Origin of the sequence: Polaromonas jejuensis NBRC 106434 (genome assembly GCF_001598235.1) — a bacterium.
GTDB classification, from domain to species: Bacteria; Pseudomonadota; Gammaproteobacteria; order Burkholderiales; family Burkholderiaceae_C; genus Polaromonas; species Polaromonas jejuensis.
Map to the genome: position 1 here is coordinate 102,187 of NZ_BCYO01000006.1, position 25,946 is coordinate 128,132.

Annotated in this window: 27 protein-coding genes; 8 read left to right on the forward strand and 19 right to left on the reverse strand. The window is 61.8% G+C overall.

All coding sequences use genetic code 11. From position 1 onward, the window contains the following. Window positions 1–116: 116 nt before the first annotated feature. Complete coding sequence (locus PJE01S_RS09435; protein ID WP_068833122.1) at window positions 117–527, reverse strand: rhodanese-like domain-containing protein; 411 nt, start codon at window positions 525–527, stop codon at window positions 117–119. A 126-nt stretch (window positions 528–653) separates the two neighbouring features. Between PJE01S_RS09435 and gpmA the strand changes: the two genes are divergently transcribed. The 4 genes from gpmA to PJE01S_RS09455 all read left to right on the forward strand — a co-directional run bounded on the left by gpmA (window position 654) and on the right by PJE01S_RS09455 (window position 4,502). Continuing rightward, entirely contained in the window at window positions 654–1,397 is a 744-nt protein-coding gene (gene gpmA / locus PJE01S_RS09440) for a 2,3-diphosphoglycerate-dependent phosphoglycerate mutase (protein ID WP_068833124.1), read from the forward strand. Between the two features lie 185 nt (window positions 1,398–1,582). Beyond that, a complete protein-coding gene (locus PJE01S_RS09445) occupies window positions 1,583–3,022 on the forward strand; it encodes a S41 family peptidase (protein WP_068833126.1) in 1,440 nt (479 codons plus the stop codon). Window positions 3,023–3,125: 103 nt separating this feature from the next. After that, on the forward strand, window positions 3,126–3,890 hold the full coding sequence (locus PJE01S_RS09450) for a HesA/MoeB/ThiF family protein (RefSeq protein ID WP_068833128.1): 765 nt from the start codon (window positions 3,126–3,128) through the stop codon (window positions 3,888–3,890). Between the two features lie 231 nt (window positions 3,891–4,121). Beyond that, window positions 4,122–4,502, forward strand: coding sequence for a response regulator (locus PJE01S_RS09455; protein WP_068833130.1), 381 nt, complete (start codon window positions 4,122–4,124; stop codon window positions 4,500–4,502). Window positions 4,503–4,504: 2 nt separating this feature from the next. Here the strand turns inward: PJE01S_RS09455 and PJE01S_RS09460 are convergent, their stop codons facing one another. After that, window positions 4,505–5,137 carry a response regulator gene (locus PJE01S_RS09460; RefSeq protein ID WP_068833429.1) on the reverse strand — a complete coding sequence of 211 codons (633 nt, stop codon included), beginning with the start codon at window positions 5,135–5,137 and terminating at the stop codon, window positions 4,505–4,507. 133 nt (window positions 5,138–5,270) lie between these two features. Here PJE01S_RS09460 and PJE01S_RS09465 point away from each other — a divergent pair, with 133 nt between their 5' ends. The 4 genes from PJE01S_RS09465 (at window position 5,271) to PJE01S_RS09475 (ending at window position 7,927) form a co-directional block, all read left to right on the forward strand. Beyond that, window positions 5,271–6,611 (forward strand): sensor histidine kinase, encoded by a 1,341-nt coding sequence (locus PJE01S_RS09465; protein ID WP_369406095.1) that lies wholly within the window; start codon window positions 5,271–5,273, stop codon window positions 6,609–6,611. Between the two features lie 246 nt (window positions 6,612–6,857). After that, window positions 6,858–7,022, forward strand: a complete 165-nt coding sequence (locus tag PJE01S_RS24430; protein WP_084389443.1) for a DUF1328 domain-containing protein — start codon at window positions 6,858–6,860, stop codon at window positions 7,020–7,022. 95 nt (window positions 7,023–7,117) lie between these two features. Next, a complete protein-coding gene (locus PJE01S_RS09470) occupies window positions 7,118–7,468 on the forward strand; it encodes a hypothetical protein (RefSeq protein ID WP_068833132.1) in 351 nt (116 codons plus the stop codon). Between the two features lie 144 nt (window positions 7,469–7,612). Next, a complete protein-coding gene (locus tag PJE01S_RS09475) occupies window positions 7,613–7,927 on the forward strand; it encodes a BON domain-containing protein (RefSeq protein WP_068833134.1) in 315 nt (104 codons plus the stop codon). A gap of 199 nt (window positions 7,928–8,126) precedes the next feature. On the opposite strand, the gene PJE01S_RS09480 is transcribed toward PJE01S_RS09475, so the two are convergent. From PJE01S_RS09480 to PJE01S_RS09560, 17 genes are all read right to left on the reverse strand, one after another. Continuing rightward, entirely contained in the window at window positions 8,127–8,636 is a 510-nt protein-coding gene (locus PJE01S_RS09480; protein WP_068833136.1) for a BON domain-containing protein, read from the reverse strand. 210 nt (window positions 8,637–8,846) lie between these two features. Continuing rightward, the gene (locus PJE01S_RS09485; RefSeq protein ID WP_245660706.1) at window positions 8,847–9,383 is read right to left on the reverse strand and encodes a thermonuclease family protein; all 537 of its coding nucleotides are present in this window, start codon (window positions 9,381–9,383) and stop codon (window positions 8,847–8,849) included. 214 nt (window positions 9,384–9,597) lie between these two features. Continuing rightward, window positions 9,598–10,416: a DUF429 domain-containing protein gene (locus tag PJE01S_RS09490; protein ID WP_068833138.1), complete on the reverse strand. Its 819-nt coding sequence runs from the start codon at window positions 10,414–10,416 to the stop codon at window positions 9,598–9,600. Window positions 10,417–10,673: 257 nt separating this feature from the next. Further along, the gene (locus PJE01S_RS09495; RefSeq protein ID WP_068833140.1) at window positions 10,674–11,096 is read right to left on the reverse strand and encodes a BLUF domain-containing protein; all 423 of its coding nucleotides are present in this window, start codon (window positions 11,094–11,096) and stop codon (window positions 10,674–10,676) included. A 4-nt stretch (window positions 11,097–11,100) separates the two neighbouring features. Further along, entirely contained in the window at window positions 11,101–11,823 is a 723-nt protein-coding gene (folE, locus tag PJE01S_RS09500) for a GTP cyclohydrolase I (protein ID WP_068833142.1), read from the reverse strand. Between the two features lie 162 nt (window positions 11,824–11,985). After that, on the reverse strand, window positions 11,986–13,224 hold the full coding sequence (gene clsB, locus PJE01S_RS09505) for a cardiolipin synthase ClsB (RefSeq protein WP_068833144.1): 1,239 nt from the start codon (window positions 13,222–13,224) through the stop codon (window positions 11,986–11,988). Between the two features lie 149 nt (window positions 13,225–13,373). Next, window positions 13,374–13,820, reverse strand: coding sequence for a dihydroneopterin triphosphate diphosphatase (gene nudB / locus PJE01S_RS09510; protein WP_068833146.1), 447 nt, complete (start codon window positions 13,818–13,820; stop codon window positions 13,374–13,376). Window positions 13,821–13,947: 127 nt separating this feature from the next. Continuing rightward, window positions 13,948–15,735 carry an aspartate--tRNA ligase gene (gene aspS / locus PJE01S_RS09515; protein ID WP_377372010.1) on the reverse strand — a complete coding sequence of 596 codons (1,788 nt, stop codon included), beginning with the start codon at window positions 15,733–15,735 and terminating at the stop codon, window positions 13,948–13,950. Between the two features lie 75 nt (window positions 15,736–15,810). Further along, window positions 15,811–16,440, reverse strand: a complete 630-nt coding sequence (locus tag PJE01S_RS09520) for a DUF502 domain-containing protein (RefSeq protein ID WP_068833150.1) — start codon at window positions 16,438–16,440, stop codon at window positions 15,811–15,813. Beyond that, a complete protein-coding gene (locus PJE01S_RS09525; protein WP_068833152.1) occupies window positions 16,440–16,784 on the reverse strand; it encodes an FmdB family zinc ribbon protein in 345 nt (114 codons plus the stop codon). Before PJE01S_RS09525 ends, PJE01S_RS09520 begins: the two co-directional genes overlap by 1 nt. Window positions 16,785–16,917: 133 nt before the next feature. Next, a complete protein-coding gene (gene ubiB / locus PJE01S_RS09530) occupies window positions 16,918–18,471 on the reverse strand; it encodes a ubiquinone biosynthesis regulatory protein kinase UbiB (RefSeq protein ID WP_068833154.1) in 1,554 nt (517 codons plus the stop codon). Then, window positions 18,468–19,049 (reverse strand): hypothetical protein, encoded by a 582-nt coding sequence (locus PJE01S_RS09535; protein WP_068833155.1) that lies wholly within the window; start codon window positions 19,047–19,049, stop codon window positions 18,468–18,470. Before PJE01S_RS09535 ends, ubiB begins: the two co-directional genes overlap by 4 nt. A gap of 111 nt (window positions 19,050–19,160) precedes the next feature. After that, complete coding sequence (locus PJE01S_RS09540; RefSeq protein ID WP_068833157.1) at window positions 19,161–20,174, reverse strand: Tim44 domain-containing protein; 1,014 nt, start codon at window positions 20,172–20,174, stop codon at window positions 19,161–19,163. Between the two features lie 25 nt (window positions 20,175–20,199). Continuing rightward, on the reverse strand, window positions 20,200–20,931 hold the full coding sequence (gene ubiE, locus PJE01S_RS09545; protein ID WP_068833159.1) for a bifunctional demethylmenaquinone methyltransferase/2-methoxy-6-polyprenyl-1,4-benzoquinol methylase UbiE: 732 nt from the start codon (window positions 20,929–20,931) through the stop codon (window positions 20,200–20,202). Between the two features lie 152 nt (window positions 20,932–21,083). Further along, window positions 21,084–21,497 (reverse strand): gamma-butyrobetaine hydroxylase family protein, encoded by a 414-nt coding sequence (locus tag PJE01S_RS09550; protein ID WP_068833162.1) that lies wholly within the window; start codon window positions 21,495–21,497, stop codon window positions 21,084–21,086. A 39-nt stretch (window positions 21,498–21,536) separates the two neighbouring features. Continuing rightward, window positions 21,537–21,965 (reverse strand): HIT family protein, encoded by a 429-nt coding sequence (locus tag PJE01S_RS09555; RefSeq protein ID WP_068833433.1) that lies wholly within the window; start codon window positions 21,963–21,965, stop codon window positions 21,537–21,539. Between the two features lie 23 nt (window positions 21,966–21,988). Further along, window positions 21,989–25,891: a DUF3683 domain-containing protein gene (locus tag PJE01S_RS09560; protein WP_068833164.1), complete on the reverse strand. Its 3,903-nt coding sequence runs from the start codon at window positions 25,889–25,891 to the stop codon at window positions 21,989–21,991. Between the last annotated feature and the right edge of the window lie 55 nt (window positions 25,892–25,946).

Below are 25,946 nucleotides of genomic sequence, written 5' to 3' on the forward strand. Positions count from 1 at the left end.
GTTTTTCGGGTCGTGCCGGCCAATGCCGGGCAGTCAGTGGGGTGAATCGGGGCCAGGCCCCGGTGCGAACCAGAAGTATCTGGCGGCCCCAGGGCTGTTGGCGACTTTCAGCCGTTTCAGGCTTTCTCGACGGGAAGATTAGCGTCTTTCCAGGCTTTGAGTCCGCCGCCCAGCGATTGGGCCTGCGCGTAACCGAGTTTTTGGGCAATCGCGACGGCGCGGCTGGCACGCGCACCGCTGGCGCACACCAGAATCAGGGGCAAGGCCTTGTTTTTCACCAGCCCGGGCAGCTTGGCCTCCAGCTCGCTCAGGGGCAGGTGCTTGGCGCCGCTGACGTGGCCCGCCGCGTATTCGTCGGCCTCTCTCACATCCACCACCACGGCTTTTTCGCGGTTGATCAACTGCACGGCGCCGCTGGCGCTCAGCGCGCCGGCATTCAGGCCGCTCGAAATCATGGGCCAAACCAGCATGCCGCCCGAGGCGAGTGCGATGGCAATCAGCATCCAGTTATCAATCAGAAATTTCACGTTGTACCTTTGTGTATGTTTTTCACCTAAGGCGTGATTTTAGAATGGAGGGAGGTTGCCGCCTTGCGGCCGCCGCTTACCCCCACCTCTTTCCCTTCCATTTCACCCATTCCTACCCGCTCCACCATGTACAAACTCGTGCTCATCCGCCACGGCGAATCGACCTGGAACCTTGAAAACCGCTTCACGGGCTGGACCGATGTCGATCTCACGGAAACCGGCATAGCCCAGGCCAAGAACGCCGGCCAGTTGCTGACGGACGAAGGCTATGACTTCGACGTGGCCTACACCAGCGTGCTCAAGCGCGCCACCCGCACCCTCTGGCATGTGCTGGACGAGATGGACCGCACCTGGCTGCCGGTGGTGCACAGCTGGCGGCTCAATGAACGGCATTACGGTGCCCTGCAGGGGCTGAACAAGGCCGAAACCGCCAAAAAGTATGGCGATGACCAGGTGCTGGTCTGGCGCCGCAGCTACGACACGCCGCCGCCGCCCTTGGCCGCCGATGACGAGCGCAGCGAACGCGGCGACCCGCGATACGCGAAACTGCCGGCCGAACAGGTGCCCCTGACCGAATGCCTGAAAGACACCGTGGCCCGCGTGCTGCCCTTCTGGAACGAATCCATGGCACCCGCCATCAAGGCCGGCAAACGCATTGTGGTGGCGGCTCATGGCAACTCCATACGCGCGCTGGTGAAATACCTGGACAACATCTCGGACAGCGACATCGTGGGGCTCAATATTCCCAACGGCATTCCGCTGGTGTATGAGCTGAACGCCGATCTCCAGCCCCTGCGCCACTACTATCTGGGCGACAGCGAAGCGGCCGCCAAGGCAGCAGCGGCGGTGGGCGCGCAAGGCAGGGCCTGAAGCGTTCACGGGCATCCGGCGCGGTTTTGTGTGTAAAAGTCCTGTAAAAACCGGCCATTCAGGCACTTTTGAGGCCCGGCAAGACGCTGGCAACGGAACTGCGGCGTGGGGCCTTTCTCCAAGGTGTATATTGCTCCCAGATATAGAGGGGCAAGGCTCCTTAACAGGCTTACGAAGGTTTTTTTATGGGTCAGAAGCTCAAGATAGCAGGCTGGATTTCAATCGGCGCCGTGGCAGGGGCCCTCACCACGGTACAACTGCAAGCGGTCGCGCGCGCCGGCTTGGCCCCCCTGCCCCTGGAGGAGTTGCAACAGCTCGCCGCCGTTTTCGGCATGGTCAAGACCGACTATGTCGAACCGGTGGATGAGAAAAAACTCATCACGGATGCCATTTCAGGCATGGTGGCCAGCCTGGATCCGCACTCGATGTACTTCGACAAGAAGTCCTACAAGGAATTCCGCGAAGGCACCACCGGGCGCTTTGTCGGCGTCGGCATCGAAATCAGCCAGGAAGACGGGCTGGTCAAGGTGGTTTCCCCGATTGAAGGCTCACCCGCCGACCGCGCCGGCCTCAAGCCGAATGACCTGATCACCAAAATCGATGACACAGCGGTCAAGGGCCTGAGCCTCAACGACGCCGTCAAGAAGATGCGCGGCGAACCCAAGACCAAGGTACTGCTGACCATTTTCCGCAAGGATGAAAACCGCACCTTCCCGGTGACCATCGTGCGCGAGGAAATTCGCACGCAATCGGTTCGCAGCAAGGTGGTCGAGCCCGGCTATGCCTGGATCCGGCTGAGCCAGTTCCAGGAACGCACGGTGGACGATTTCGTCACCAAGCTGGAACAGATTTACAAGCAGGAGCCCCACCTCAAGGGGCTGGTGCTGGACCTGCGCAACGACCCCGGTGGCTTGCTGGATGCGGCCGTGGCCGTATCGGCCGCCTTTTTGCCTGAAGACGTGACCGTGGTTTCGACCAACGGCCAGCTGGCTGAAAGCAAATTCACCTACAAGGCTTCGCCGGAGTTCTACCAGCGCCGCAACGGTGTGGACCCGCTCAAGCGCCTGCCCGCCGCCCTGAAGAGCGTGCCGCTGGTGGTGCTGGTGAATGAGGGTTCTGCCTCGGCCAGCGAAATCGTCGCGGGGGCGCTCCAGGACTACAAGCGCGCCACCATCATGGGCAACCAGACCTTCGGCAAGGGCTCGGTGCAAACCGTTCGCCCGCTGGGCCCCGACACGGGCCTCAAGCTCACCACGGCGCGTTATTACACCCCCAGCGGCAAGTCGATCCAGGCACGCGGGATTGTTCCCGACGTGATGGTGGACGAAACCGCGGAAGGCAGCCCGTTCGCCGCCCTGCGTACCCGCGAAGCCGATCTCGAGAAACACCTCAACAGCGGCCAGGGCGCTGAAGTCAAGGACGAAGGCCGGGAAAAGGCCCGCGAAGCGGCCCTCAAGCGGCTGGAAGAAGAGGCCAAGAAGACACCTGAGCAGCGCCGCCCCCCCGAACTGGGCAGCGACAAGGACTTCCAGCTGGCGCAGGCCATCAACCAGCTCAAGGGCCGGCCGGTGCTGGTCAGCAAGACCGCTGTGGTGGAACCCAAGAACGAGAAAAAAGAAAACTAGGGCCGAACTGAGGTCGGGCCGGTCTTCTCCTGCACCGCCTGACCCCGGCCTGCCTCGCGCCTGGCCCTGACTGGGCAGTTGCGTATTTGACCGGCCTCTTTCCATGAACGACGAACAGCTGCTCCGCTATTCCCGGCACATCCTGCTCGACGAACTGGGCATTGAGGGTCAGGCAAAACTCCTCGCCGCGCACGTGCTGATTGTTGGCGCGGGCGGGCTGGGATCGCCGGTGGCTTTGTACCTTGGCAGTGCCGGCGTCGGGCGCATCACCATCGTCGATCACGATCGCGTGGATGCCACCAACCTGCAGCGGCAAATTGCCCACACGCTGGCGCGCATCGGCGAGTTCAAGGCAGATTCCGTGCGGCAATCGATTGCCGCCATCAACCCGGATGTCACGGTCATTCCGGTGACGGAACGTGCCGATGCGGCCCTGCTTGACAAGCTGGTCGGCGAGGCCGACCTCGTCCTGGACTGCACCGACAACTTTGCCACACGCCACGCCATCAACCGCGCCTGCGTCAAGCACCGCAAGCCGCTGGTCTCAGGCGCCGCCATTCGCTTCGACGGACAGGTGGCCGTCTATGATCCGCGCAGCGCGCAGTCGCCCTGCTACGCCTGTGTTTTCCCGGAATCGGACCAGCTGGAAGAAACCCGCTGCGCCACCATGGGCGTCTTTGCCCCCTTGGTCGGCATCGTGGGCAGCACGCAGGCAGCCGAGGCCTTGAAGCTGCTCTGCGGCATCGGTCAAACGCTGACCGGACGGCTGATGATGCTGGATGGCCGGGGCATGGAATGGACCGAAATGCAGCTGGCGCGAGACACCGCGTGCGCCGTTTGCGGCGCCCACCCCTCGACGGGTCCGTGATCAGGCGCACAGCATCGACAAACCCTGAAGCTGCCGCCTGCCCGCCGCTAAAGAGGGCCGTGCGGCGGCGTGCGCAAGCGCTCGCGTAGGAGGCCGCCTACAGGCACTGGCCGTCGTCACTGGCAGAATTAAGTTCCAGGCAAGATACATTAGGAAACAAGGCGTGCCGTATTCGTATTGTTAGGCCTTTCGTCATCTTCCGAAAGCCCGCCCCTAATTGGATCCTGAGCAGTGAGACTGAAAACTTACATCGTCGAAGATAACCCCACCATCCGTGAAAATCTGATTGGTACGCTTGAAGAATTGGCCTGCATCAACGCCGTGGGAACCGCAGAGACCGAGAACGAGGGCAAAGCCTGGCTGACCGAAAACCGGGATGGCTGGGATTTGGCGATCGTTGATCTGTTTCTGAAGCAGGGAAGCGGGCTGGGGGTATTGGGCGCCTGCCGTGACCGCCCCCCCAGGCAGAAGGTCGTGGTGCTCAGCAACTACGCCACGGCGGACATTCGCCGGCGTTGTGCACAACTGGGCGTCGACGCCGTGTTCGACAAATCCAATGAGATTGACGCCCTGGTGGACTATTGCATCCAGCAGAGCGGCAGCGCCGGTTGACGTCAATCAATCAGCTTGTTTTTAAGCGCGTAATAGGTGAGATCGCTGTTGGACGCAAGACTCATTTTTTCCATCACGCGGGTTCGGTAGGTACTGACGGTTTTCACGCTCAGCGAAAGCGCTTTCGCGATGTCGCCCGCCGTCTCGCCCTTGGCCAACTTGAGGAAAACCTGAAACTCCCGTTCAGACAATTGCTCATGGGAGGCCATGTCATTGGGCCGGTTCAATTGTTGCGCCAGCAACTCGGCCACCGCCGGCGTGATGTAACGCTTGCCAAGCGAGATCACGCGAATCGCATCCACAATCTCCGAAGGGTCGCATTCCTTGTTCAGGTAACCGCTGGCGCCCTGGCGAATCATGTTGACCGCGTAATGCTCTTCCGGATAGCCGCTCAAAATGAGAATACCCACATCAGGGGCTTTGGCGCGGATCATGGCCAGCGCATCGATTCCGCTCTGTCCGGGCATGGAGAGGTCCATCACCAAAATATCCAGCTCGACATTGCGGACCAGGTCGATCGCCTCGCGGCCGCTGCCGGCCTCGCCGACAACCCGAAAATCCACCTGATCGGAGAAGAACTGCTTGAGTCCCGAACGCACAATGGCGTGGTCATCCACAATTCCAATTTTGATCATGTCTCGGTCCCCCTTTAAAGCCTGCCTGAACGGGCAGCGCCATGGAAAAAAGATGGCCGGCTCGGACACCTGCATTAGCTTTCAGTGCCCATTATTGACGAATTATTCACAAAAGTACTGAACGGAGTAGGTCGTGAAAAATTTTGCATTCCCCAAAATGGCCATCAGCCTGCCGCTGGCCGTGCTGGCTGCCGCCATCCTGATTTTCATCAATGAAGCAAGTTATCACGAGTCCACGGCGGCGGCGGCCAACATAGAGCAAGCGCAGCAAACCCGCGAGGCCATCAATAAATTGCTGCAGCATATGCTGGATGCGGAAACCGGCTCAAGAGGCTATTTGCTCACGGGCGACGCACGCTACCTGGAGCCCTACAACACGGCCACGGCCGATATCAGCCAGAACCTGGACGTGCTGCGGCAGCTGTTCGGCGCCTACCAGGATCAGCTCACCGAATTCAGCGTAATGTCCCAGCATATTTCACGCAAGCTCGCCGAGATGGACCTGAGCGTGCGCATGCGCAAGGAAGGCAATGAGGACGCCTGGAAATTTGTGCTGACCACGGATGTCGGGAAAGAGCACATGGAAGCCATCCGTGTGCAATCAGCCAAGCTGGCTGCGCGCAGCATCAGCAAAATGGAACAGGGGCAGGCCCAGATCAAGAAGTCATTGCAGCTATCCCGCATCGGGGTGGCCACCATGGCCTTGGCCGGCTTGCTGGCTTTTTACATGTACCTGCAGCAAACCAAGGCACTGCTCGCTTCAGGCCAGCGTGAGCAGGAGTCTTTGCAGCGGGAGCGGGATCTGCTGGAAACACAGGTGCGCGAGCGTACCGCCACCCTGGCCGAGCTGGCGACTCACCTGCAAAATGTGCGGGAGGACGAACGCGGTCACCTTGCCCGTGAACTGCACGATGAACTGGGTTCGCTGCTGACTGCCGCCAAACTGGATGTGGCCCGCCTGAAATCGCGTCTGGCGGGTCAACTGCCTGAAGCGGTGGAACGCCTGGAGCACCTGACCAGCACGCTGAACAGCGGCATTGCCTTGAAGCGCAGGATTGTGGAAGATTTGCGACCCTCCTCGCTGTCCCATCTTGGCCTGGTCGCCTCGCTCGAAATTCTGGCCCGTGAATTTGAAGAGCGATCGGGGCTGCCCATCACCACCGACCTGGAGTCCGTCGAACTCGGTGGCTCCGCACAACTGACCGTTTACCGCCTGGTTCAGGAGTCGCTGACCAACATCGGCAAGTATGCGAAGGCCAGTCAAGCCGAAATCAGCCTTCACAACTTCGACAGCGTCATCACCATTGAAGTCAAGGACAACGGCAAGGGCTTCAAAATGGAAAGTGTCCGCGCGACAAGCCATGGGCTGGCGGGTATGCGCCACCGCGTTGAAGCCGCGGGAGGCCGTCTCACGGTCGTCAGTGCGGAAGGCAGCGGCACGCGGATTTCCGCCGTGCTGCCGAAGTCACGCTAAGTCTTCGCGGCGCGTGCAGCAGCGCCAACCGGCAACAACACCAGGCATGCGCCAAAGCGGCTCAGTCAAGACGCCGCACAAAAGCCATGTAAAAAATTGTCAGCGGCCTCCTACAGCGCATCCCCCCTGCAACTGACAGGGGCACACGTTCACAGCCGATGGGTGAAAACCGCCGCCCTGATTAACCTTGCAGCAAGCGCTCCGGAATGAAGCACCACTCAAGCCGGCGAAAACAAGGAGATCGAGATGCTGCACTATGCCGTCGTTTTTTTGGTGATCGCACTGATCGCCGCCGTCTTCGGCTTTGGCGGCATTGCGGCTGGCGCCGTTGAGATTGCCAAAATCCTCTTCTTCATTTTTGCCGTCATGGCCATCGTGAGCTTTGTCATGAGCTTGCTGAAGAAAAAATAAGGCCCGTGCCCATGCGGGGCGTGAAGCAACGCCCCTGCATGCGGTCTGAGCTGACTCTCGCCTGAACCAGAAACCCTACTCACCAAGGAACCGACATGAACACCAACACCCCCGCCCAGGCTGCGCGCGAAGCTTCAAATGAGTTGCTGCAAACCACCGGCAACGCCGTGGACAAGGCAGGCAACCAGGTGCACGAATTGCGCGGCCGTGTCGACCCGGTCGTGGACATGCTGACTTCCAAGGCGCAGCAGCTGGCGCGCCACAGCCTTGACCTGGCCGCCGAAGCGAAAGACCGCGCCCAGCAATCATTGAACCGCGCGGCAGGCGTGACCACCCGCTATGTGTCCGAACAGCCGGTGCGCTCGGTGCTGATTGCCGCGGCCGTCGGTGCCGCTGTGGCCTTGCTGGTTGCCTCCTCACGCCAGCGCAACAAGAACCGCTATTGAGCCCGAGGCGCTTGAACGCCGACGAACTCAGGGACTGGCTGGAGAAATAAACGCTTACCGCAGGTCGATGGGCGTAGTGCCGCTGATCGACAGGCTTTTTCAACTTGCACCGATTCCATGAAATCAACCCCAAAGGAAAACCCTATGAAATACGCTCGCGCCATCGCATTCGCCACCCTGGCAGGCATCACCATCATTGGCAGCGGCTGCGCCGTTGGGCGTGGTCAGGAAACCGCCGGCGCCTATATTGATGATGCGGCCATCACCACCGCCGTAAAAGCCAAGTTTGTTGAGGACAAAACGGTTTCCGCCATGTCCATCAGCGTTGAAACGCTCAATGGCACGGTCCAGCTGTCGGGTTTTGCCAAATCCAATGCCGAAAAAATGCAGGCTGAAAATATTGCCCGCGGCGTGAAGAACGTCAAGAGCGTGCGCAACGACATCGCCATTCGTCCTTAAACGGACCGCCCCAGCGCTCACCCCATGAGCAGGCAGGTCCAAGGGCAGGCGATGGAATTCCCATCGCCTGCCTTTTTCATGGGTGATGAATCTTGAAGCTCTCGCTGCCAGGGGACACTCAAAAATGAGCCGCAGTGGATCGAAAAACCGCCGGACACTCAAGCAGGAACCGGCAGCCCCCAGTTGAGCGAGACGGCACTCAACCGGCCTTTACGACCAGCTTGTTGTCCACCGAGCTCACCCCCTTGACCCCTTTGGCGAGCGTGGCGGCTTTTTCGCGGGCGGCTTCGGTGGGTGCCGAGCCAGTCAGGGTGACGGCGCCATTGGCGGTGTCGACCTTGATTTTGAGTGCGCTCAAATCGGGGTCTTTGACGAACTCTGACGAGACGGCCGTGGTGATGGCCAAATCATCCATTTTTTCGCCGGCCTTGCCTGCAAGCGCCTTGCCCGAGGATTCCGCGTTCTGGGCGGCATCTTTCAATGCAGCCCCGGTGTTGGCCATGGCACTTTCGGTTTTAGCCTTGGCCTCTGCGCCGGCCTGCTCGGTTTTGGCAATGGCTGAGTCGAGCTGCTGGCCCGCGGTCTTACCCTCATCCGGCTTGTTGCAGCCCGCCAGCCCCAGCGCCAAGGCCAGCGAGCTGGCCAGGACCAGCGGTGTGGATACGAAAGGCAGGCTGGCAGGTGAACGGCTTGAACGTTGCTTTTTCATGATGGCTCCTGTTCGTGAATGGCCCCGCCCCAAAGACGCCCGGATAGGCAGCCTTGGAGAGACGGGCGAAAACGGCGACGGCAAAATCGCCCCCATTCACTCTAGCCAGCCGTCTGCTGGCGGTCGGTCGGTCTTTGCCGAAATGCCCGTAGGACAAACCCATCTACGCCGTTCAGGCGCCCGCCGCAGACCTCCGCGCCCGGGCAAGGCTCAAACGTGGCAGCTTCCATGCTGCTTGCGAAACACCCCGGGATACACCGGAGGCGCCGTCTGGGCCCGTGAAAAAATTCCCAGGCCTGCCGCCTTGGCGCGGCGTTGCTGGATCACGTAGGGGCCCGGGTTGTGGCGGTAGCGATAGGACCAGGCCTGCCCCCGGGCGACCATCCACTTGCCCTGGTCTTGCCCATTCAACACGATGCGTGCCAGCAGGCGACCATAGTCGTCGTGACGGCTGCCCTGGACGACGACGCGTTTTCCCAGTACGCGGCGCATGAGCGCATCGCGGGACGCCGCGCCGCCAGCCTGGCAAATCTCAGGCGCGTCAATGCCCTCGATGCGTATGATCACCGGCTTGCTGCCACCGGGCGGCCGCACGCGAAGGGTGTCACCGTCGCCCACATAGGTCACCACGCCCGACCAGCTGGCTTTGGACGGCGCCGCTGCGCTTGCCGGCGAACACCCGGCCAGCGCGGCAAAAGCCCATGCGGCCAACGCTGCAGCCCGGCAAAGAGAAGGCATGTTGTTCATTTACTACTTATTTAATAGCTAATAGCGCCCGCCCTGCTTGGGCTGGTGATCAATTTCATGCTTGAAAATGTTTCAGGGAGCGCAACCGGCGCTTCATGCGCGCGCCCTGCGGAATTTCCCTGGAGCGACTAATGTACTGTGCAAACAAACAGTTTTTCGCATTCACCAACTGCCTAGCCCAGGGCACATGCCTGCCCGGCCCAACCCGCTCCGGCTAAGCCGTGACTATCCAGCCCTCCAGCGGATCCATCTCCAGCGGCAAGCCATAGCGTGGCGCCCCCTGCTGCTGCGCCCATGCCGCCTGCAGCAGGCACAGCACGGCATCCAGGCTGTCGCCGCTGGCGTCGTCAATCAGGGCGTCACGCTGGGCATGGCTGACCTTCAGGCGCAGGCCCAGCCGGGTTTGTCCGTGTTCCAGCGCGGTGATCAGGTCCTTGCGCGCGATCAGGCGTTCCGGCGTCTGCTTCGCCCTGTCGTCGCTCTTGTAGGAACGGCTGCCCAGCACCTCGCGCGCCAGCAGGCCGGGGTAGCCTTCCAGCGCCACGCGATGGCTATCGCCGTCGTGAAGGCCGGGAAGGTGCACGCCAGCGGCCAGCAGGCGCGGCACACCGGCGTGCAGCATGTAGGCCACCGGCGGGTTGATCCATTTCATGGAGGGGCTGGCGCCCGCCGGTTTGTCCGTGGCGCGATGGGCGAATTTCTGCCCCGGCGGGCGAGCGTCGCAAAAGGCCGCAAAGGTGTCGCGGACAGCGGGGCGGCTCAGGGCCGCGTAATGCCGGATCAGCTCGGGCCAGCGTGCAGGCCAGCCAAGATGCTCGACCAGTTCGCGCGGCAGGCCAAAGGGAAAGTCGAAGGCGCCCACCCAGTGGCGCTCGCGGCGCAGGCACTGCTCAAAGCCCTGCAGCGACTCCATGCGCTCAAGGCCTGCGAGCAGCACACGCCCCTTGGCGGCCGAACCTTCGGCCATCACAATGGGTTTGCGGCGGCTGGGACTGCTGGAAAAGTCGCAACCGATCAGAAGCGCAGCGGTCATCAAACGCCCACCTCAGCCCCATGCCAGCGCCATGACGTCAACCCCGATGCAGGCGGCGCCCAGCAGGGGTGAATCGGCCCGGCCAGGAGGACCAGGGCAAGCGCGTTGAAAGACATATAAATGCCTGGGAAAGCGCAGCGAGCAGGCGTCAGGCTAGGCAGACGGAGCACAGCAACCGGAATGCACTGCCGTGCATGAGGATGGCGAGCACCGCCCAACCACGCATGCCGCCTGCGTAGTAGCTTTACCCGGCATTTTCAGGCGCGGCCGATGATGGCGGCAGTGGCCATCAACTCCTCCAGCAGCGCCAGAGACACCTTGCCTGACACCGCATAAGGGTCGAGCTCGGGCTTCTCGGAATACTTCAAAAGAATGGAGTGGTTCAGCTTGAGCAGGTTGACCTGCCCCATGGTCCAGCCACCAAAGCGGCGCTCCAAAATTTCCTCGTAATGAAGCAGCGCCACGTCCTTGTGGCGCGAGTCGCGCTGGATATGGCCGTAGAGATCGCTGACCGCCATGCGACCGCCTTCAATCGCCTGCAGGAAAATGCCGCCACCGTAGCAAAGAATGCCGGTGATGCCGCAGGTCGGGTTGTACTGGCGGGACTGGGCCAGGATCGCCTCGATGGCGCCCGGGCTGCTGTCCACGGCGCGACTGGCATAAAGCAAACGTACCAACATGGCATCAACCTTTCCGTGGAATGAGCGCGAGAAACTCGCGGCGCAGTGTTGAGTCTTTCAGGAACACGCCGCGCATCACCGAATTGATCATCTTGCTGTCCATGTCCTTGACGCCGCGCCAGGCCATGCAGTAATGGCTGGCCTCCATCACGATGGCCAGGCCATCGGGCTGGGTTTTCTCCATGATCAGGTCGGCCAGCTGCACCACCGCCTCCTCCTGGATTTGCGGGCGGCCCATCACCCATTCGGCCAGGCGCGCATATTTGGACAGGCCGATCACATTGGTGTGCTCGTTGGGCATGACGCCGATCCAGATCTTGCCGATCACCGGCACCAGGTGATGGCTGCAGGCGCTGCGCACCGTGATCGGGCCGACAATCATCAGCTCGTTGAGGTGTTCGGCGTTGGGAAACTCGGTGACCGCGGGCGACTCCCTGTAGCGGCCCTTGAACACTTCGTTCAGATACATCTTGGCGACGCGGCGCGCCGTGTTGCGGGTGTTGTGATCGCTGCGGGTGTCTATCACCATGCTTTCAAGAACGCCCTGCATCTTGACCTCGACCTCATCCAGCAGCTTTTCCAGCTCGCCCGGCTCGATGAACTCGGCGATGTTGTCGTTGGCATTGAAGCGTTTGCGGGCCAGGGCCAGGCGCTCGCGAATCTTGACGGAAACTGGCGTGCCCTCGTCGCTGGCGTCCTGCTGTGGCGTGGTGGATTTCATAAGCATGCCCAGATATTACCAGCCTGATCCAAATTGGTCTTCGCCCGGGTTTTAGAAGGTTTTTGGCACTTGGCCCTTAACCGGCGGGCGCCAGCAGCTATTAATTTTATAGCTTTCCGCGCGCTTACCCTTGCCAGGGAAAGGTCTTCCCTGTTTCGCGAAATCCCCTCAATAACGCTGACCGGCGACCAGCAGCGCCAGCCGGACCAGAGCGTAAGCCGCCCAACCCTGCAGGCGCTGGCCCAGGGGGCGCTGGCCGTAGGCGGCAGGATCCATGCGCTGCCCCTGGCTGGCCATGGCCTCCAGCAGGCGGCCTCTGAGGTCTTGGGCAAACGCCTTGTCTTCAACCACCACATTGGCTTCACGGGCCAGCAGCAAACTCAGCGGATCGAGGTTGGACGAACCCACCGTCGCCCAATGCCCGTCCACCACCGCCACCTTGGCATGCAGAAAGCTCGCGGCGTATTCATGGATTTCCACCCCCGCCGCCAGCAGGGCGCCGTACACCGGCCGTGCCGCGTGGTATTGCATGAAGTATTCGTAGCGGCCCTGCAGCAGCAAGGTCACACGCACACCGCGCCTGGCCGCCCGGATCAGGGCGCGGCGCAGTTTGCCGCCGGGCAGGAAATAAGCGTTGGCAATGATGACTTCCTGGCGGGCCTGACCAATCGCCTTGCGGTAAGCGCGCTCTATGCTGCTGCGGTTGCGCAGGTTGTCACGCAGTACCAGCGCCGCCCTGGGGACGGCTGCGCCCGAGAATGAGGCGGCCGCGCTCACCGCCGGATTGGCGAGCAGCCGGGTGTCGGTGCGTCCGCCGTAGCCTGCGGCCTTGAACTTGTCCCACGCGTCGCTCAAATGCCGCTTGCGTGCGCTGTAGCCCGCCTGAACGCGCCACCAGAGCAGGGCCACGGCCTCGGCCGCATCGGCAGCCACCGGCCCGCCGGTCACGGCCACGGCAAAATCAAAACGCGGGGCTTGCAGCTCTCCGTGGTTGGGGTCGTAGAAATCATCCAGCACATTGATGCCGCCGCAAAACACCGTGCGCTGGTCAACCACGCACAGCTTGCGGTGCAACCTGCGCCAGCGCTCCGGCACCAGCCATCCAAGCAAACCCGTCAGCGGCGAATAGCTGAACCACTCGACACCCGCATCGGCAAATTTTTTCTGCCACGCCGCGGGCAAGGGGTCGGTGCCAATCGCGTCCACCAGCACCTGCACCGCCACCCCGCGCCGCGCCGCCCGCACCAGGGCCTCGGCCACCTCCTCGCCGGCCCCGTAAAAATCAAAGATATAGGTTTCCAGCTGTATCCAACTTGTCGCGGCGTCAAAGGCGGTGATCAGCGCGGGAAAAAAAGCCTGTCCGCCCTGGAGCAATTGCAGTGCTTCGGACTTCTGGAGTGGGGGCATTGGAAGTAGGTGCTCGCGTGGTAGACGGGTGATGGTGAGTCCATTTAAACCCAGCGCTCGCCATTTGCCAATCCGACGCCCCCGAAAGGCTGACGCGCTGTTTCAATATGGCACTGAGGCCGCAAGGCTGGAGCCGGTCACCACGCACCTCAAGCCATGAACCGGGGCAGCAGCAAAATCGCCTCCGCATTGGAAGGGGAAAAACAGAGATCGGCGGCCGCGTCATGCGGCAGCCACTGCCAGGCCGTGTGCTCGCGCGGGTTGAGGGTGACCTCGCAGGTGTCGGGCAGGCACAGGCCAAACACATGCTCGGTGTTGCGCGTCACACCCGGCGCATAGCGATGGCGCCAGACCGGGTAGATCTCGTAGATGTTCGTGAGGGCCCAATCGCGCAGCTGGGCCGGTGTGGCCGCAATGCCGGTTTCCTCCATCACCTCGCGAACAGCGGTTTGCAGGACGGGTTCGTCCAGGCTGTCTTTGGAACCCGTCACGCTCTGCCAGAAACCAGGCTGCCCGGCACGCTCTATCAGCAGCACATCAAGCCGCGGCGTGTAGATAACGACCAGAACCGACTCGGGAATTTTGAAGGCGTTCAAGGCATACCCCCTGAGTAAACGGGCCAGTAAAGAGCACCCAGCATGCCAGATTGCCGGATGGCCCGGCCCCAATAAAAACAGCCCCGCAAAGGGGCTGCAGATGACACGCCGTGACAGCGCGGGCCGTTCAGACCGGCAGCGGATTGCGCAGGCGGATGTGCAATTCGCGCAACTGCTTTTCGTCCACCGGGCTGGGCGCATGGGTCAGCAAATCCTGCGCGCGTTGGGTTTTGGGGAAGGCGATCACATCGCGGATCGACTCGGCGCCAGTCATCATGGTCACGATGCGGTCCAGGCCAAAGGCCAGGCCGCCGTGCGGCGGTGCGCCGTACTGCAGGGCGTCGAGCAGGAAGCCGAACTTCTGCTGCGCTTCCTCGGGGCCAATCTTCAGTGCATTGAAGACCTTGTTCTGGACATCGGCACGGTGGATACGGACCGAGCCGCCACCAAGTTCCCAGCCGTTGAGCACCATGTCGTAGGCCTTGGAGATGCAGCGGCCCGGGTCGGTGTCCATCCAGTCTTCGTGCCCATCCTTGGGCGCGGTGAACGGATGGTGCACGGCGCTCCAGCGCTGGCCGTCCTCGTCAAACTCGAACATCGGGAAGTCGACCACCCACAATGGCTTCCAGCCCTTGGTGAAGAGCCCGGTCTTTTTGCCGAACTCGCTGTGACCGACCTTCAGGCGCAGCGCGCCTATGCTGTCGTTCACGATCTTGCCCTTGTCGGCGCCGAAGAAAATCAGGTCACCGTTCTGCGCCCCGGTGCGCTTCAGGATTTCGGCAATTGCGGCATCGTGAATGTTCTTGACGATGGGGCTCTGCAGGCCTTCGCGGCCCTTGCTCACATCGTTGACCTTGATCCAGGCCAGGCCCTTGGCGCCGTAGATCTTGACGAACTCGGTATAGCCGTCAATTTCGCCGCGGCTCATTTCCGAGCCGCCTGGCACGCGCAAGCCCACCACGCGGCCGCCGAGGGTGGTGGCCGGCGCGCTGAACACTTTGAAGTCCACATCCGCCATGACGTCGGTCAGCTCGGTGAACTCCAGGTTCACGCGCAGGTCGGGCTTGTCGGAACCAAAGCGATGCATCGCATCGGCATAGGCCATGACCGGAAACTCGCCCAGGTCGGTGTTCAGCACGGTCTTGAAGATGTTGCTGATCATGCCCTGGAACATGTCGCGGATCTCCTGCTCGCCCAGGAAGGAGGTCTCGATATCGATCTGCGTGAATTCGGGCTGGCGGTCGGCGCGCAAGTCTTCGTCGCGGAAGCACTTGGTGATCTGGTAGTAGCGGTCATAGCCGGCCACCATCAGCAGCTGCTTGAACAGCTGCGGGCTTTGCGGCAGCGCGAAGAACTGGCCTTCGTTGACGCGGCTGGGCACCAGGTAATCGCGGGCGCCTTCGGGCGTGCTCTTGGTCAGCATCGGCGTTTCAATGTCGATGAAGCCGTTGGCATCGAGGAACTTGCGCGTTTCCATGGCCACGCGGTAACGCAGCATCAGGTTGTTCTGCATATAGGGGCGGCGCAGGTCCAGCACGCGGTGCGTCAGGCGCGTCGTCTCCGAGAGGTTGTCGTCATCCAGCTGGAACGGCGGCGTGACGCTGGGGTTGAGCACGATCAGCTCATGGCACAGCACCTCGACCTTGCCGCTTTTCAGGTGGTCGTTGACCGTGCCCTCAGGGCGGGCGCGCACCACACCCAAGACCCTCACGCAGAACTCGTTGCGCACGCCCTCGGCGGCCTTGAACATGTCGGCACGGTCCGGGTCGCACACCACCTGCACGTAACCTTCGCGATCGCGCAGGTCAATGAAAATCACGCCGCCGTGGTCGCGCCGGCGGTTCACCCAGCCGCACAGGCTGACGGTTTGGCCCATGAGGCTTTCGGTCACCAGACCGCAATAGTTGGAGCGCATTGGAGCGACTTGTGTATCAGCGATAGCCATATAAATACTCGAACTTTCGGCGCCTATTGCGCAATTTTTCGCCGTTTACAACGGGGGATTCAGCGGTGAAGTTGCAGGCTTTGCGGGAACCACAACGCCCATGGAAATGACATAGGTGAGGGCCTCGTCGACACTCATCCTCAACTCGATGCACTCTGACTTTTTGAGCATCACGAAATAGCCGCCCGTGGGGTTGGGCGTCGTCGGCACGTAAACGCTCAGATACTCGCCGTGCAAATGATTCGCGACATCACCGCCGGGCAGACCCGTGAGGAAACCAATCGTCCAGACGCCTTCGCGCGGCCACTGCACCAGCAAGGCCTTGCGAAAGGCGTTGCCGTTTTCGGAGAACACCGTATCCGACACCTGCTTCACGCTGGAATAGATGGATCGCACGATGGGAATGCGGTGCAGCAGGGAATTGCCCCAGTGAACCAGCTTTCTCCCAAAGAAGTTGCTGGCAATGGCGCCCATGAGCAGGACGATCGCCAGCATCAGCAGCACGCCAAAGCCGGGAATGTGAAAACCCAACAATTTGTCGGGGTGCCAGGCTGCGGGAAGAATCAACAGCGTCTGGTCCAGCGTTCCCACAATCCAGTTGAGCACCGCCAGGGTGATGGCCAGGGGCACCAGCACCAGGAGCCCGGCCAGAAGCCATCGGCGGACGGAACTCATCACTCGGCTTTGGCGGATGAGGCGGCGCCAGCGCCACTGCTGACCGGCGCAGGCGCGGGGCTGGACGCCGCCGGTGCGCTGCCTGGTGCGGCAACACTGATATCAGCCGCTTTGCTGTCCGTGCCGGGCGTCACCGCAGCCTTGGCGGTACCACCGCCGTCACCGCCGCGGAAATCCGTGACATACCAGCCCGAGCCCTTGAGCTGGAAACCGGCAGCCGTGACCTGTTTTGTAAAGCTGGCTGTTCCGCATTGCGGGCATTCCGTCAACGGGGCGTCCGACATTTTTTGCAAAACGTCCTTGGCATGCCCGCAGGACTCGCATTTATAGGCGTAGATTGGCATAGTGCTAGAGGTTCTGTCCGGGAAATGGCGCCTGAAAAAGGCTTCCGATGCAAAACCTTCAATTATAGGCGTTGCCCACCCGCTTCAAGCCCCCCCGCCATCCCCGCAGAGTGGCCATAGGCAAGCGCTGGCTTCAGAAAACGCGGACCCGCAGGACGAACTGCATTGCGATCAGACCCAGCACAAAGCCCAAACCGCCATAAATCAGGCTTTGCAGCAACTTGTTGGTGCGTTTTTGCTCGGCCAGCAACACGTCCAGTTCGCGGCGGTTGATCCCCGATGGCGCTTTCAGGTATTGATGCAGCAAGCGCGGCAGGGCAGGCAGCAGCTTGGCATAAGCCGGCGCTTCGGCCTTGAGCTGGGCCAGCAGCTTTTCCGGGCCCACCTGCTCCAGCATCCACTTCTCAAGAAAGGGCTTGGCGGTGCTCCAGAGGTCCAGCTCGGGATCCAATTCGCGCCCCAGGCCTTCAATATTGAGCAGGGTTTTTTGCAGCAGCACCAGTTGCGGCTGGATTTCCACCTGGAAACGGCGCGAGGTCTGAAACAGCCGCATCAACACCATGCCGAGTGAAATTTCCTTGAGCGGCCGGTCAAAGTAAGGCTCGCAGCAGGCGCGTATGGCGGCCTCCAGCTCATCCACCCGGGTGTGGGCAGGCACCCAGCCCGATTCGATGTGCAACTCGGCCACGCGTTTGTAGTCGCGCTGGAAAAAAGCACTGAAATTTTGCGCCAGATACTCTTTGTCCACCTCGGTCAGCGTGCCCACAATGCCGAAATCGAGCAGGATATGCCGCCCGAATGTTTCCGGCGCCAGGCTGACCTGGATATTGCCCGGGTGCATGTCGGCATGGAAAAAGCCATCCCGAAACACCTGGGTGAAGAATATGGTGACGCCGTCACGCGCCAGCGTCTTCATGTCCGCGCCGGCATCGCGCAGGCGCTGGGTCTGGCTGATCGGAACGCCCTTCATGCGCTCCATCACCATGACATCGGGCATGCAGTAGTCCCAGAACATCTCCGGAATCATGACGAGTTGCAGATCCTGCATGTTGCGGCGCAATTGCGCGGCATTGGCGGCCTCACGCAGCAAATCCAGCTCGTCGTGCAGGTATTTGTCAAACTCCGCCACCACCTCACGCGGCTTGAGGCGCTTGCCATCGGCCGACGCGCTTTCCACCCAGCCGGCCATCATGCGCATCAGCGCCAGGTCTTTCTCAATGGCCGGCAGCATGTTGGGCCGCAGCACCTTGACGGCCACTTCACGGCCATCATGCAGGACGGCAAAGTGAACCTGGGCAATCGAGGCGCTGGCCACGGGCGTTTGTTCAAAGGTGGAAAATATCTGCTCCAGCGGCCGGCCATAGGCCTTTTCAATGATGGCCACCGCCACGGCGGACTCAAAAGGCGGCACCCGGTCCTGAAGACGCGCCAGCTCGTCGGCGATATCCGGCGGCAGCAAATCGCGGCGGGTGGACATCACCTGTCCGAACTTGACAAAAATCGGCCCCAATTTTTCCAGCGCCTGGCGCAGGCGTTCGCCGCGCGGCGCCTTCAGATTGCGCCCGATCGACACCATGCGGGTCAGCAGGCGGATCCAGGGCCTCTCAAAGCTGGACAGCACCAGCTCATCGAGCCCAAACCGCAGCACCGTCCAGACGATGGAAACCCCCCTGAAAACCCGCATCATGCAGCGGCCTTTGCCGAATCCGGCGCAGGGCTGGCGACCACGGATGAAGACACCGGCGCGGCGGAGGACAAGGGCCCTTGCGCCAGAAACTGCTTCAGGCCCGACAGCAGCCTTCGCCCCATATCGGCCAGAGCATGGGCCGGGGCATCACCAATCAGGCGGGACAGATCTTCTTCGGCATCCCAGCGCAGATTTTCGGCCAGCCAACCCAGATCGGCCGCCAATTGCACGTCACCCTCGATGGTCACCGGAGGCGGCTTGCCGGCCAGGACCGACTGCACCACGATGAGGGGCGGCTCGGTAGCCACCGACAGCAGAAGATCCGGTTTTTCGGCAGGCATGGTGCGGTCCACAAGACCGGCCGGAGTCACTACCAAATCAATAGCAAATACCCCCCACTGGGCATGGACTACACGGCCTTTCTGACGTAAAAGCCGGTCTTGGGCCTGTTTCTCCTGCATCAGGACGTGATTGAGAAACAGCACCAGCCGCTGCTGCCCTTCCTCGACCACCCAGGCGGGAGGCTGAAAGCGGCTGGCGAGGGACTGCAAAAATGAAAAAGGGGGCGTGTTAGTCATACGCCCCCGATTTTGCAGGATAAAAAAGCTTTTGGCCCCAGGGCCCTGACTTGCCCCCTTAGCTGCCGCTCACCGGCCCGTCACTTGGTGCATTGCTTCGCCAGGGTCAAATCACTGCAGCGCCTGGACGCCGGCGACCAGCCAGCCACTGCCGCCGTTACGGGGCTTGGTCATGTTCCAGACTTCGCGGAAGGGGCTGGCGCCTGCAGAAACGTCCTCGCGGATCATGCCGGAGAACTCCACGCTGGCCATGTACACATCGCTCAGCTCTTCAATGCCCAGCAGCTGTGCATCGAGCATCACGACGTCGGTTTTGTTGGCAACACCGCCGGTATGGGTTTCACGGTCGGCCAGTTGCGTCTTGATCTGGGCCAGCATGTCGTCCGTCATCATCGCCCGCAGGCTCTGGATATCGGAACGGTCCCAGGCATCTTGCAGGGTGACGAAATTGGCCTTGCTGGCCTTGAGGAAGCCTTCGGCGTCAAAACCGGCCGGCACCCCCCAGGACTGCGAACCCAGCAGTCCGGAGCCAATCATGGAGCCGGCGGCAGGCGCGGCGCTGGCGCCGTCAAAGGCCGTGCTGGTGCGCTCCCAGGGGCGTGCCGAGGCATCGTTGCCCACATTGGCGGGACTGTAGTTGCGGGGCGTGGTGGCGTCGGCCGCATTGCCCGCGCCCTGAAACGCGAAAGGCGCCTGCGCATGCGCGCCCGAAGCCTCGGCCGCGCCGCCCTTGAGCTTGCGCATGACGAAACCAATCACCACCATGACCACCAGCGCCAGCAGGGCAAACATGATGATCTGCCCGAAAGCCCCGCCCAGACCGAGCGAAGAGGCCAGCCAGGCCAGGCCCAGACCGGCGGCCAGGCCACCAAGCATGGCGCCCCAGGGTTTCCTGGGCGCCTGCACGGCCGGCGCGGCTGCCGGCGCGGCGGGTTTGGCCGCGGAATTGGCCGCGTTGTTGCCCACGGAGTTGGCACCGCCCGGCGCGGCTTGGCGCTGGGTCACATTGGACGACTGCTTGCCGAAAGACTTGCCACCGCCCAGGCGAGCGGCCTCGGCAGACGGGCCGGCCATCACCAGGGTCGCGGCGAGTACAGCGGTAAAAATGGTCGACCAGAATTTCATTTCATCTCCTTGAGCTTTATTGACTTCAACACTTGATTCCAACATGCAATGCCACTACGCCGCCCGTCATGTTGTGATAGTCCACATGGCCAAAACCACTATTACGCATCAGGGCTTTCAATTCGTCCTGGCCGGGGTGCATGCGAATCGACTCGGCCAGGTATTGGTAGCTTGAGTCATCGTTGGCAACCAGCTTGCCCAGTTTGGGCAGCACCTTGAACGAATACCAGTCGTAAATCTTTTCCAGCGGCTTGGCCACCTTGGAAAACTCCAGCACCAGCAGCTTGCCACCGGGCTTGAGCACGCGGTTCATTTCACGCAGGGCCACCTCCTTGTGCGTCATGTTGCGCAAGCCGAAGGCCACCGTGACGAGGTCAAAGCTGGCCTCCGGAAACGGCAGGTGCTCGGCATCGCACACCAGCGTCGGCAGGCTCACGCCCGCGTCCAGCAAGCGGTTGCGGCCTTCCCTGAGCATGGCTTCGTTGATGTCGGTGTGCACCACCCGCCCGCTGGCGCCGACCTTGGGCGCAAAAGCCAGGGCCAGGTCACCCGTGCCGCCAGCGATGTCCAGCACCTGATAGCCCTCTTTGACGTTGGCCACCAGCACGGTGTAGGCCTTCCAGGCACGGTGCAGGCCCATAGACATCAGGTCGTTCATCACATCGTATTTGGGCGCCACGGAGTCAAACACACCGCGCACGCGGCGAGCCTTGTCCTGCTCGTCAACCGATTCAAAACCGAAATGCGTACTGCTCATAAAGTGAATGCTAGAGGGCAAAGCCCGGATTGATGGCGACAACCCTGTGATGACATGGGGCATTGCCGGGTTTTATGCGGGAAAAACAACAGAGGCGCGCCCATGGGCACGCCAGTCAAAAAGGCATATGGGGGCGAACCGCCGCCGTTCAATCAATGCTTGCCGCAGGCGTGGCCGCCCGCCGCTACCATGGGCGCATCGCGCTCCACGCCGGCGGCCTGCAGCCGGCGCTGGTACTCATCCCACAGGCGGCTCTGCTCCGCGCCCAGGTAGTAGAGGTAATCCCAGGAAAAGATGCCGCTTTCATGGCCATCGGAAAACACCGGCTTGACGGCGTAATTGCCGATCGGCTCCAGCTCGAGCACATCCACCTCACGCTTGCCGGTCTGCAAAATTTCCTGTCCGGGGCCATGGCCCTGCACTTCGGCGGACGGCGAGTAAATACGCATCAGCTCAAACGGAATCCTGAATTCGGCGCCGTCTGAAAAGGCTATTTCGAGAATGCGGGACTGGCTGTGAACCGTCAGCGCGGTGGGCGTCGGTGCGCCGGCTTGAAGACCTGCCATGGGGATGCCTTACTTTCTGAAAATAAACAAGCTGGGGCCTCAGGGCGCAATTTCTTCGGCAATCCGCCGGTTGACATCCTCGCAGCGCGAGGCAACAGCCGCCAATTTTTCGGCGTCCGACGGGCGCTGCGGCGCCGCCCAGACCGGCGCCGGGAAGTGGCTGTCCCAGTCGAAGCGGGCAATCACGTGCCAATGCAGATGGGGCACGACATTGCCCAGGGCGGCCAGGTTGATCTTGTGGGCTTGAAGCTCGCTGCGCAATACCTGCTCCACCGCCGCGACGGCGTTCATGCAGGTGGCGCGCTCGGCCGGCGAGAGATCCGAAAACTCGGCCACGTGCCGGTTCCAGATCACCCGGTAAAAGGCCGGAAAGCCCGCTTCGCTGGCCTGGATGACCCGCAACTGCTCGTTGCGAAAGACCAGCAGGCCGCCATCGCTCTCGCACAGGGGACAGGCCTTGACGTTCATGATGTGCAACGAATGCCTCGGGCTTACACCAGAACCCGCTCAATCCCGCCGTGGTTGGCCGCTTCCACATAGGCCGGCAGCCATTCCTTGCCCAGAATCTGGTTGGCCATTTCGACCACGATGTAATCGGCTTCGAGCAGACCATTTTGCAGGTCGTTGCCATAGCGTGACAGGCCTTGCAGGCAGCTGGGGCAGCTGGTGAGTATCTTGATGTTGTCCTTCTCGCCCACGGCGCCCGAATCCCGCAGCGCGGCTTCACCCTTTTGCAGCTCCTCTTCCTTGCGGAAACGGATCTGCGTCGAAATATCGGGACGGGTGACGCCCAGCGTGCCCGATTCGCCGCAGCAGCGCTCGTTTTTCAGCACGTTGTCACCAAGCAGCGCCTTGACGGTCTTCATGGGTTCCTGCAGCTTCATCGGGCTGTGGCAGGGGTCGTGGTACAGGTAGCCCTTACCAGGTTGATCGGTCTGCAGCGTGATGCCTTTTTCCAGCAGGTACTCGTGGATGTCGATGATGCGGCAGCCCGGGAAAATCTTCTCGAACTCATAGCCCTGCAGCTGGTCGTAGCAGGTGCCGCAACTGACGACCACGGTCTTGATGTCCAGGTAGTTCAGCGTATTGGCCACGCGGTGGAACAGCACCCGGTTGTCGGTGATGATTTTCTCGGCCTTGTCGAACTGCCCGCTGCCGCGCTGCGGATAACCGCAGCACAGATAGCCCGGCGGCAGCACGGTCTGCACGCCGGCATGCCACAGCATGGCCTGCGTCGCCAGGCCGACCTGGCTGAACAGGCGCTCGGAGCCGCAACCGGGGAAGTAAAACACCGCCTCGGTTTCCGCCGTGGTGCTTTTCGGGTTGCGAATGATGGGGACGTAATCCTTGTCTTCAATGTCGAGCAGGGCCCGCGCGGTCTTTTTGGGCAGGCCACCGGGCATCTTCTTGTTGATGAAGTGAATCACCTGCTCCTTGACCGGTGCCTTGCCCACCGTGGCGGGCGGCTTGGCCGTCTGCTTTTTGGTCAGGGCACGCAACACATCGTTGGCGGCGCGCTGGGCCTTGAAGCCGACATCGACCATGGCGCTGCGCATGAACTTGATGGTTTGCGGACTGGTCGCATTGAGGAACATCATCGCCGCCGCGTTGCCGGGGCGGAAGGATTTCTGCCCCATCTTGCGCAGCAGGTTGCGCATGTTCATCGACACTTCGCCAAAGTCGATGTCCACCGGGCAGGGTGTCAGGCACTTGTGGCAGACCGTGCAATGGTCGGCCACATCCTCAAACTCTTCCCAGTGCTTGATGCTGATGCCGCGCCGGGTTTGCTCCTCATACAGGAAGGCCTCGACCAGCAGCGAGGTCGCCAGAATCTTGTTGCGCGGGCTGTACAGCAGGTTGGCGCGCGGCACGTGCGTGGCGCACACCGGCTTGCATTTGCCGCAGCGCAGGCAGTCCTTCACGCTGTCGGCAATGGCGCCGATGTCGCTTTGCTGCATGATCAGCGACTCGTGGCCCATCAAGCCGAAGCTGGGCGTGTAGGCATTGGTCAAATCGGCCTGCAGTCCTTGCTCTTCCTGTGTATTCAGCTCCGTATTTCGGAGCAACTTGCCCTTGTTGAAGCGCCCCTCGGGATCGACTTTCTGCTTGTACTCGGTGAAGGGGCGCAGTTCCTCATCGGTCAGGAATTCGAGCTTGGTAATGCCGATGCCGTGCTCACCGGAAATCACGCCGTCAAGCGAGCGCGCCAGCACCATGATGCGCGCCACGGCCTCATGCGCGGTTTGCAGCATCTCGTAGTCATCGCTGTTGACGGGCAGGTTGGTGTGCACATTGCCGTCGCCCGCATGCATGTGCAGGGCGGCCCACACGCGGCCCTTGAGCACGCGCTTGTGGATGGCGTTGCACGCCTCAAGAATCGGCAGGAATTCGCCGCCGCTGAAGATGGCCTGAAGCGGGGCACGGATCTGGGTTTTCCAGCTGGCCCGCAGCGAATGGTCCTGCAGCTGCGGGAAAAATTCCGCCATCCCCTGCAGCCAGCCGGCCCAGAGGCCGCGCACTTGCGCAATCACTGCGAGCGCCTGGCCGACCCGGTCTTCCAGCAGCTCCGCCGAAGGGATTTCATTGGCATCGTCGGATTTGCCCAAAGGCAGATTGCCCTTGAGGAAAAAGGCCTCCAGCTCGTCACACAGCCTGAGCTTGTTGCGCAGGCTCAATTCGACATTGATCTGCTCAATCCCGTCGGTGTACTCGGCCATGCGCGGCAAGGGGATCACCACGTCTTCGTTGATCTTGAAGGCGTTGGTGTGTTTGGAAATGGCCGCCGTGCGCTTGCGGTCCAGCCAGAATTTCTTGCGCGCGTCCGGGCTGATGGCGATAAAACCTTCGCCGTGACGCGAGTTGGCAATGCGCACGACTTCCGAGGTCGCTCGCGCCACCACATCGGCATCGTCGCCGGCAATGTCGCCAAACAGCACCATTTTTGGCAGGCCACCATGCTTTTTCGACTTGGTCGCATAACCGACCGCCTTCAGATAGCGGTCGTCCAGGTGTTCCAGGCCCGCCAGAATGGCGCCGCCGCGCTTGTGTTCCGCAAACATGAAATCCTTGATCTCGACAATGCTGGGCACGGCGTCCTTGGCGTTGCCGAAAAACTCCAGGCAAACCGTGCGGGTGTGCGCGGGCATGCGGTGCACGATCCAGCGCGCGCTGGTGATCAGGCCGTCGCAGCCTTCTTTCTGGATGCCGGGCAAGCCGCTCAGGAACTTGTCGGTCACGTCCTTGCCCAGGCCTTCCTTGCGGAAGGTTTTGCCGGGAATGTCCAGGCGCTCGGTACGCACCGGCGTCTTGCCATCGGCTTCAAAGTACTGGAGCTCGAAACTCGCCATCTCGGCGTCATGAATCTTGCCCAGGTTGTGACCAACGCGCGTGACTTCCAGCCACTGCGCCTCGGGCGTTACCATGCGCCAGGACGCCAGATTGTCCAAAGCCGTGCCCCATAGCACGGCCTTTTTGCCGCCGGCATTCATGGCGATATTGCCGCCTATGCAGGACGCCTCAGCCGACGTCGGGTCCACCGCGAACACAAAACCGCCGCGCTCGGCGGCATCGGCCACGCGCTGCGTGACCACGCCGGCTTCGGTCCACACGGTGGCGACCTTGTCGGACAAGCCGGGCAGCGACACCATTTCCACTTCGGTCATGGCTTCGAGCTTTTCGGTGTTGATGACAGCCGACTTCCAGCTCAGCGGAATCGCGCCACCGGTATAGCCGGTGCCGCCGCCGCGCGGGACAATCGTCAGGCCCAGCTCGATACAGGCCTTGACCAGGCCGGCCATCTCGGCCTCGGTATCCGGGGTCAGCACCACAAAGGGATATTCCACGCGCCAGTCGGTCGCGTCGGTCACATGCGAGACGCGCGACAGCCCGTCGAACTTGATGTTGTCCTTGAGTGTCAGCTTGCGCAGTTTGCGCTCGGTCTGCCGGCGCAAGCCCGCGATTTCCTCAAACGACGCAGAAAAGCGGCTGACGGCATCGCGCGCCGCGTCCAGCAGTTCGCCCACAATGGCATCGCGCTGACGGTCCGCCTCCGGCGTGCGGCGCTTTTCAACCTCCGTGAGACGGTGCTGCAAGGCCTCCACCAGCAGCTTGCGGCGCTTGGGGTTCTCCAGCAGGTCGTCCTGCAAATACGGGTTGCGCTGCACCACCCATACATCACCCAGCACCTCGTACAGCATGCGTGCGGAACGGCCGGTGCGCCGTTCGTCGCGAAGATGGTTCAGCAGATCCCAGGCCCGCGCCCCCAGGAGGCGGATAACCACTTCACGATCGGAAAAGGAAGTGTAGTTGTAGGGAATCTCGCGGATGCGTGCTTCATCGTGCTTCGCGTCGTCGGCAAAAGCATTCAGTTCTTGGAGGGTAGTAGGGGCGTTCATCGTGAAAATTAAGCGGCTTCGGACCCACGTCCAGCACGCGCGCTCCATATTATCG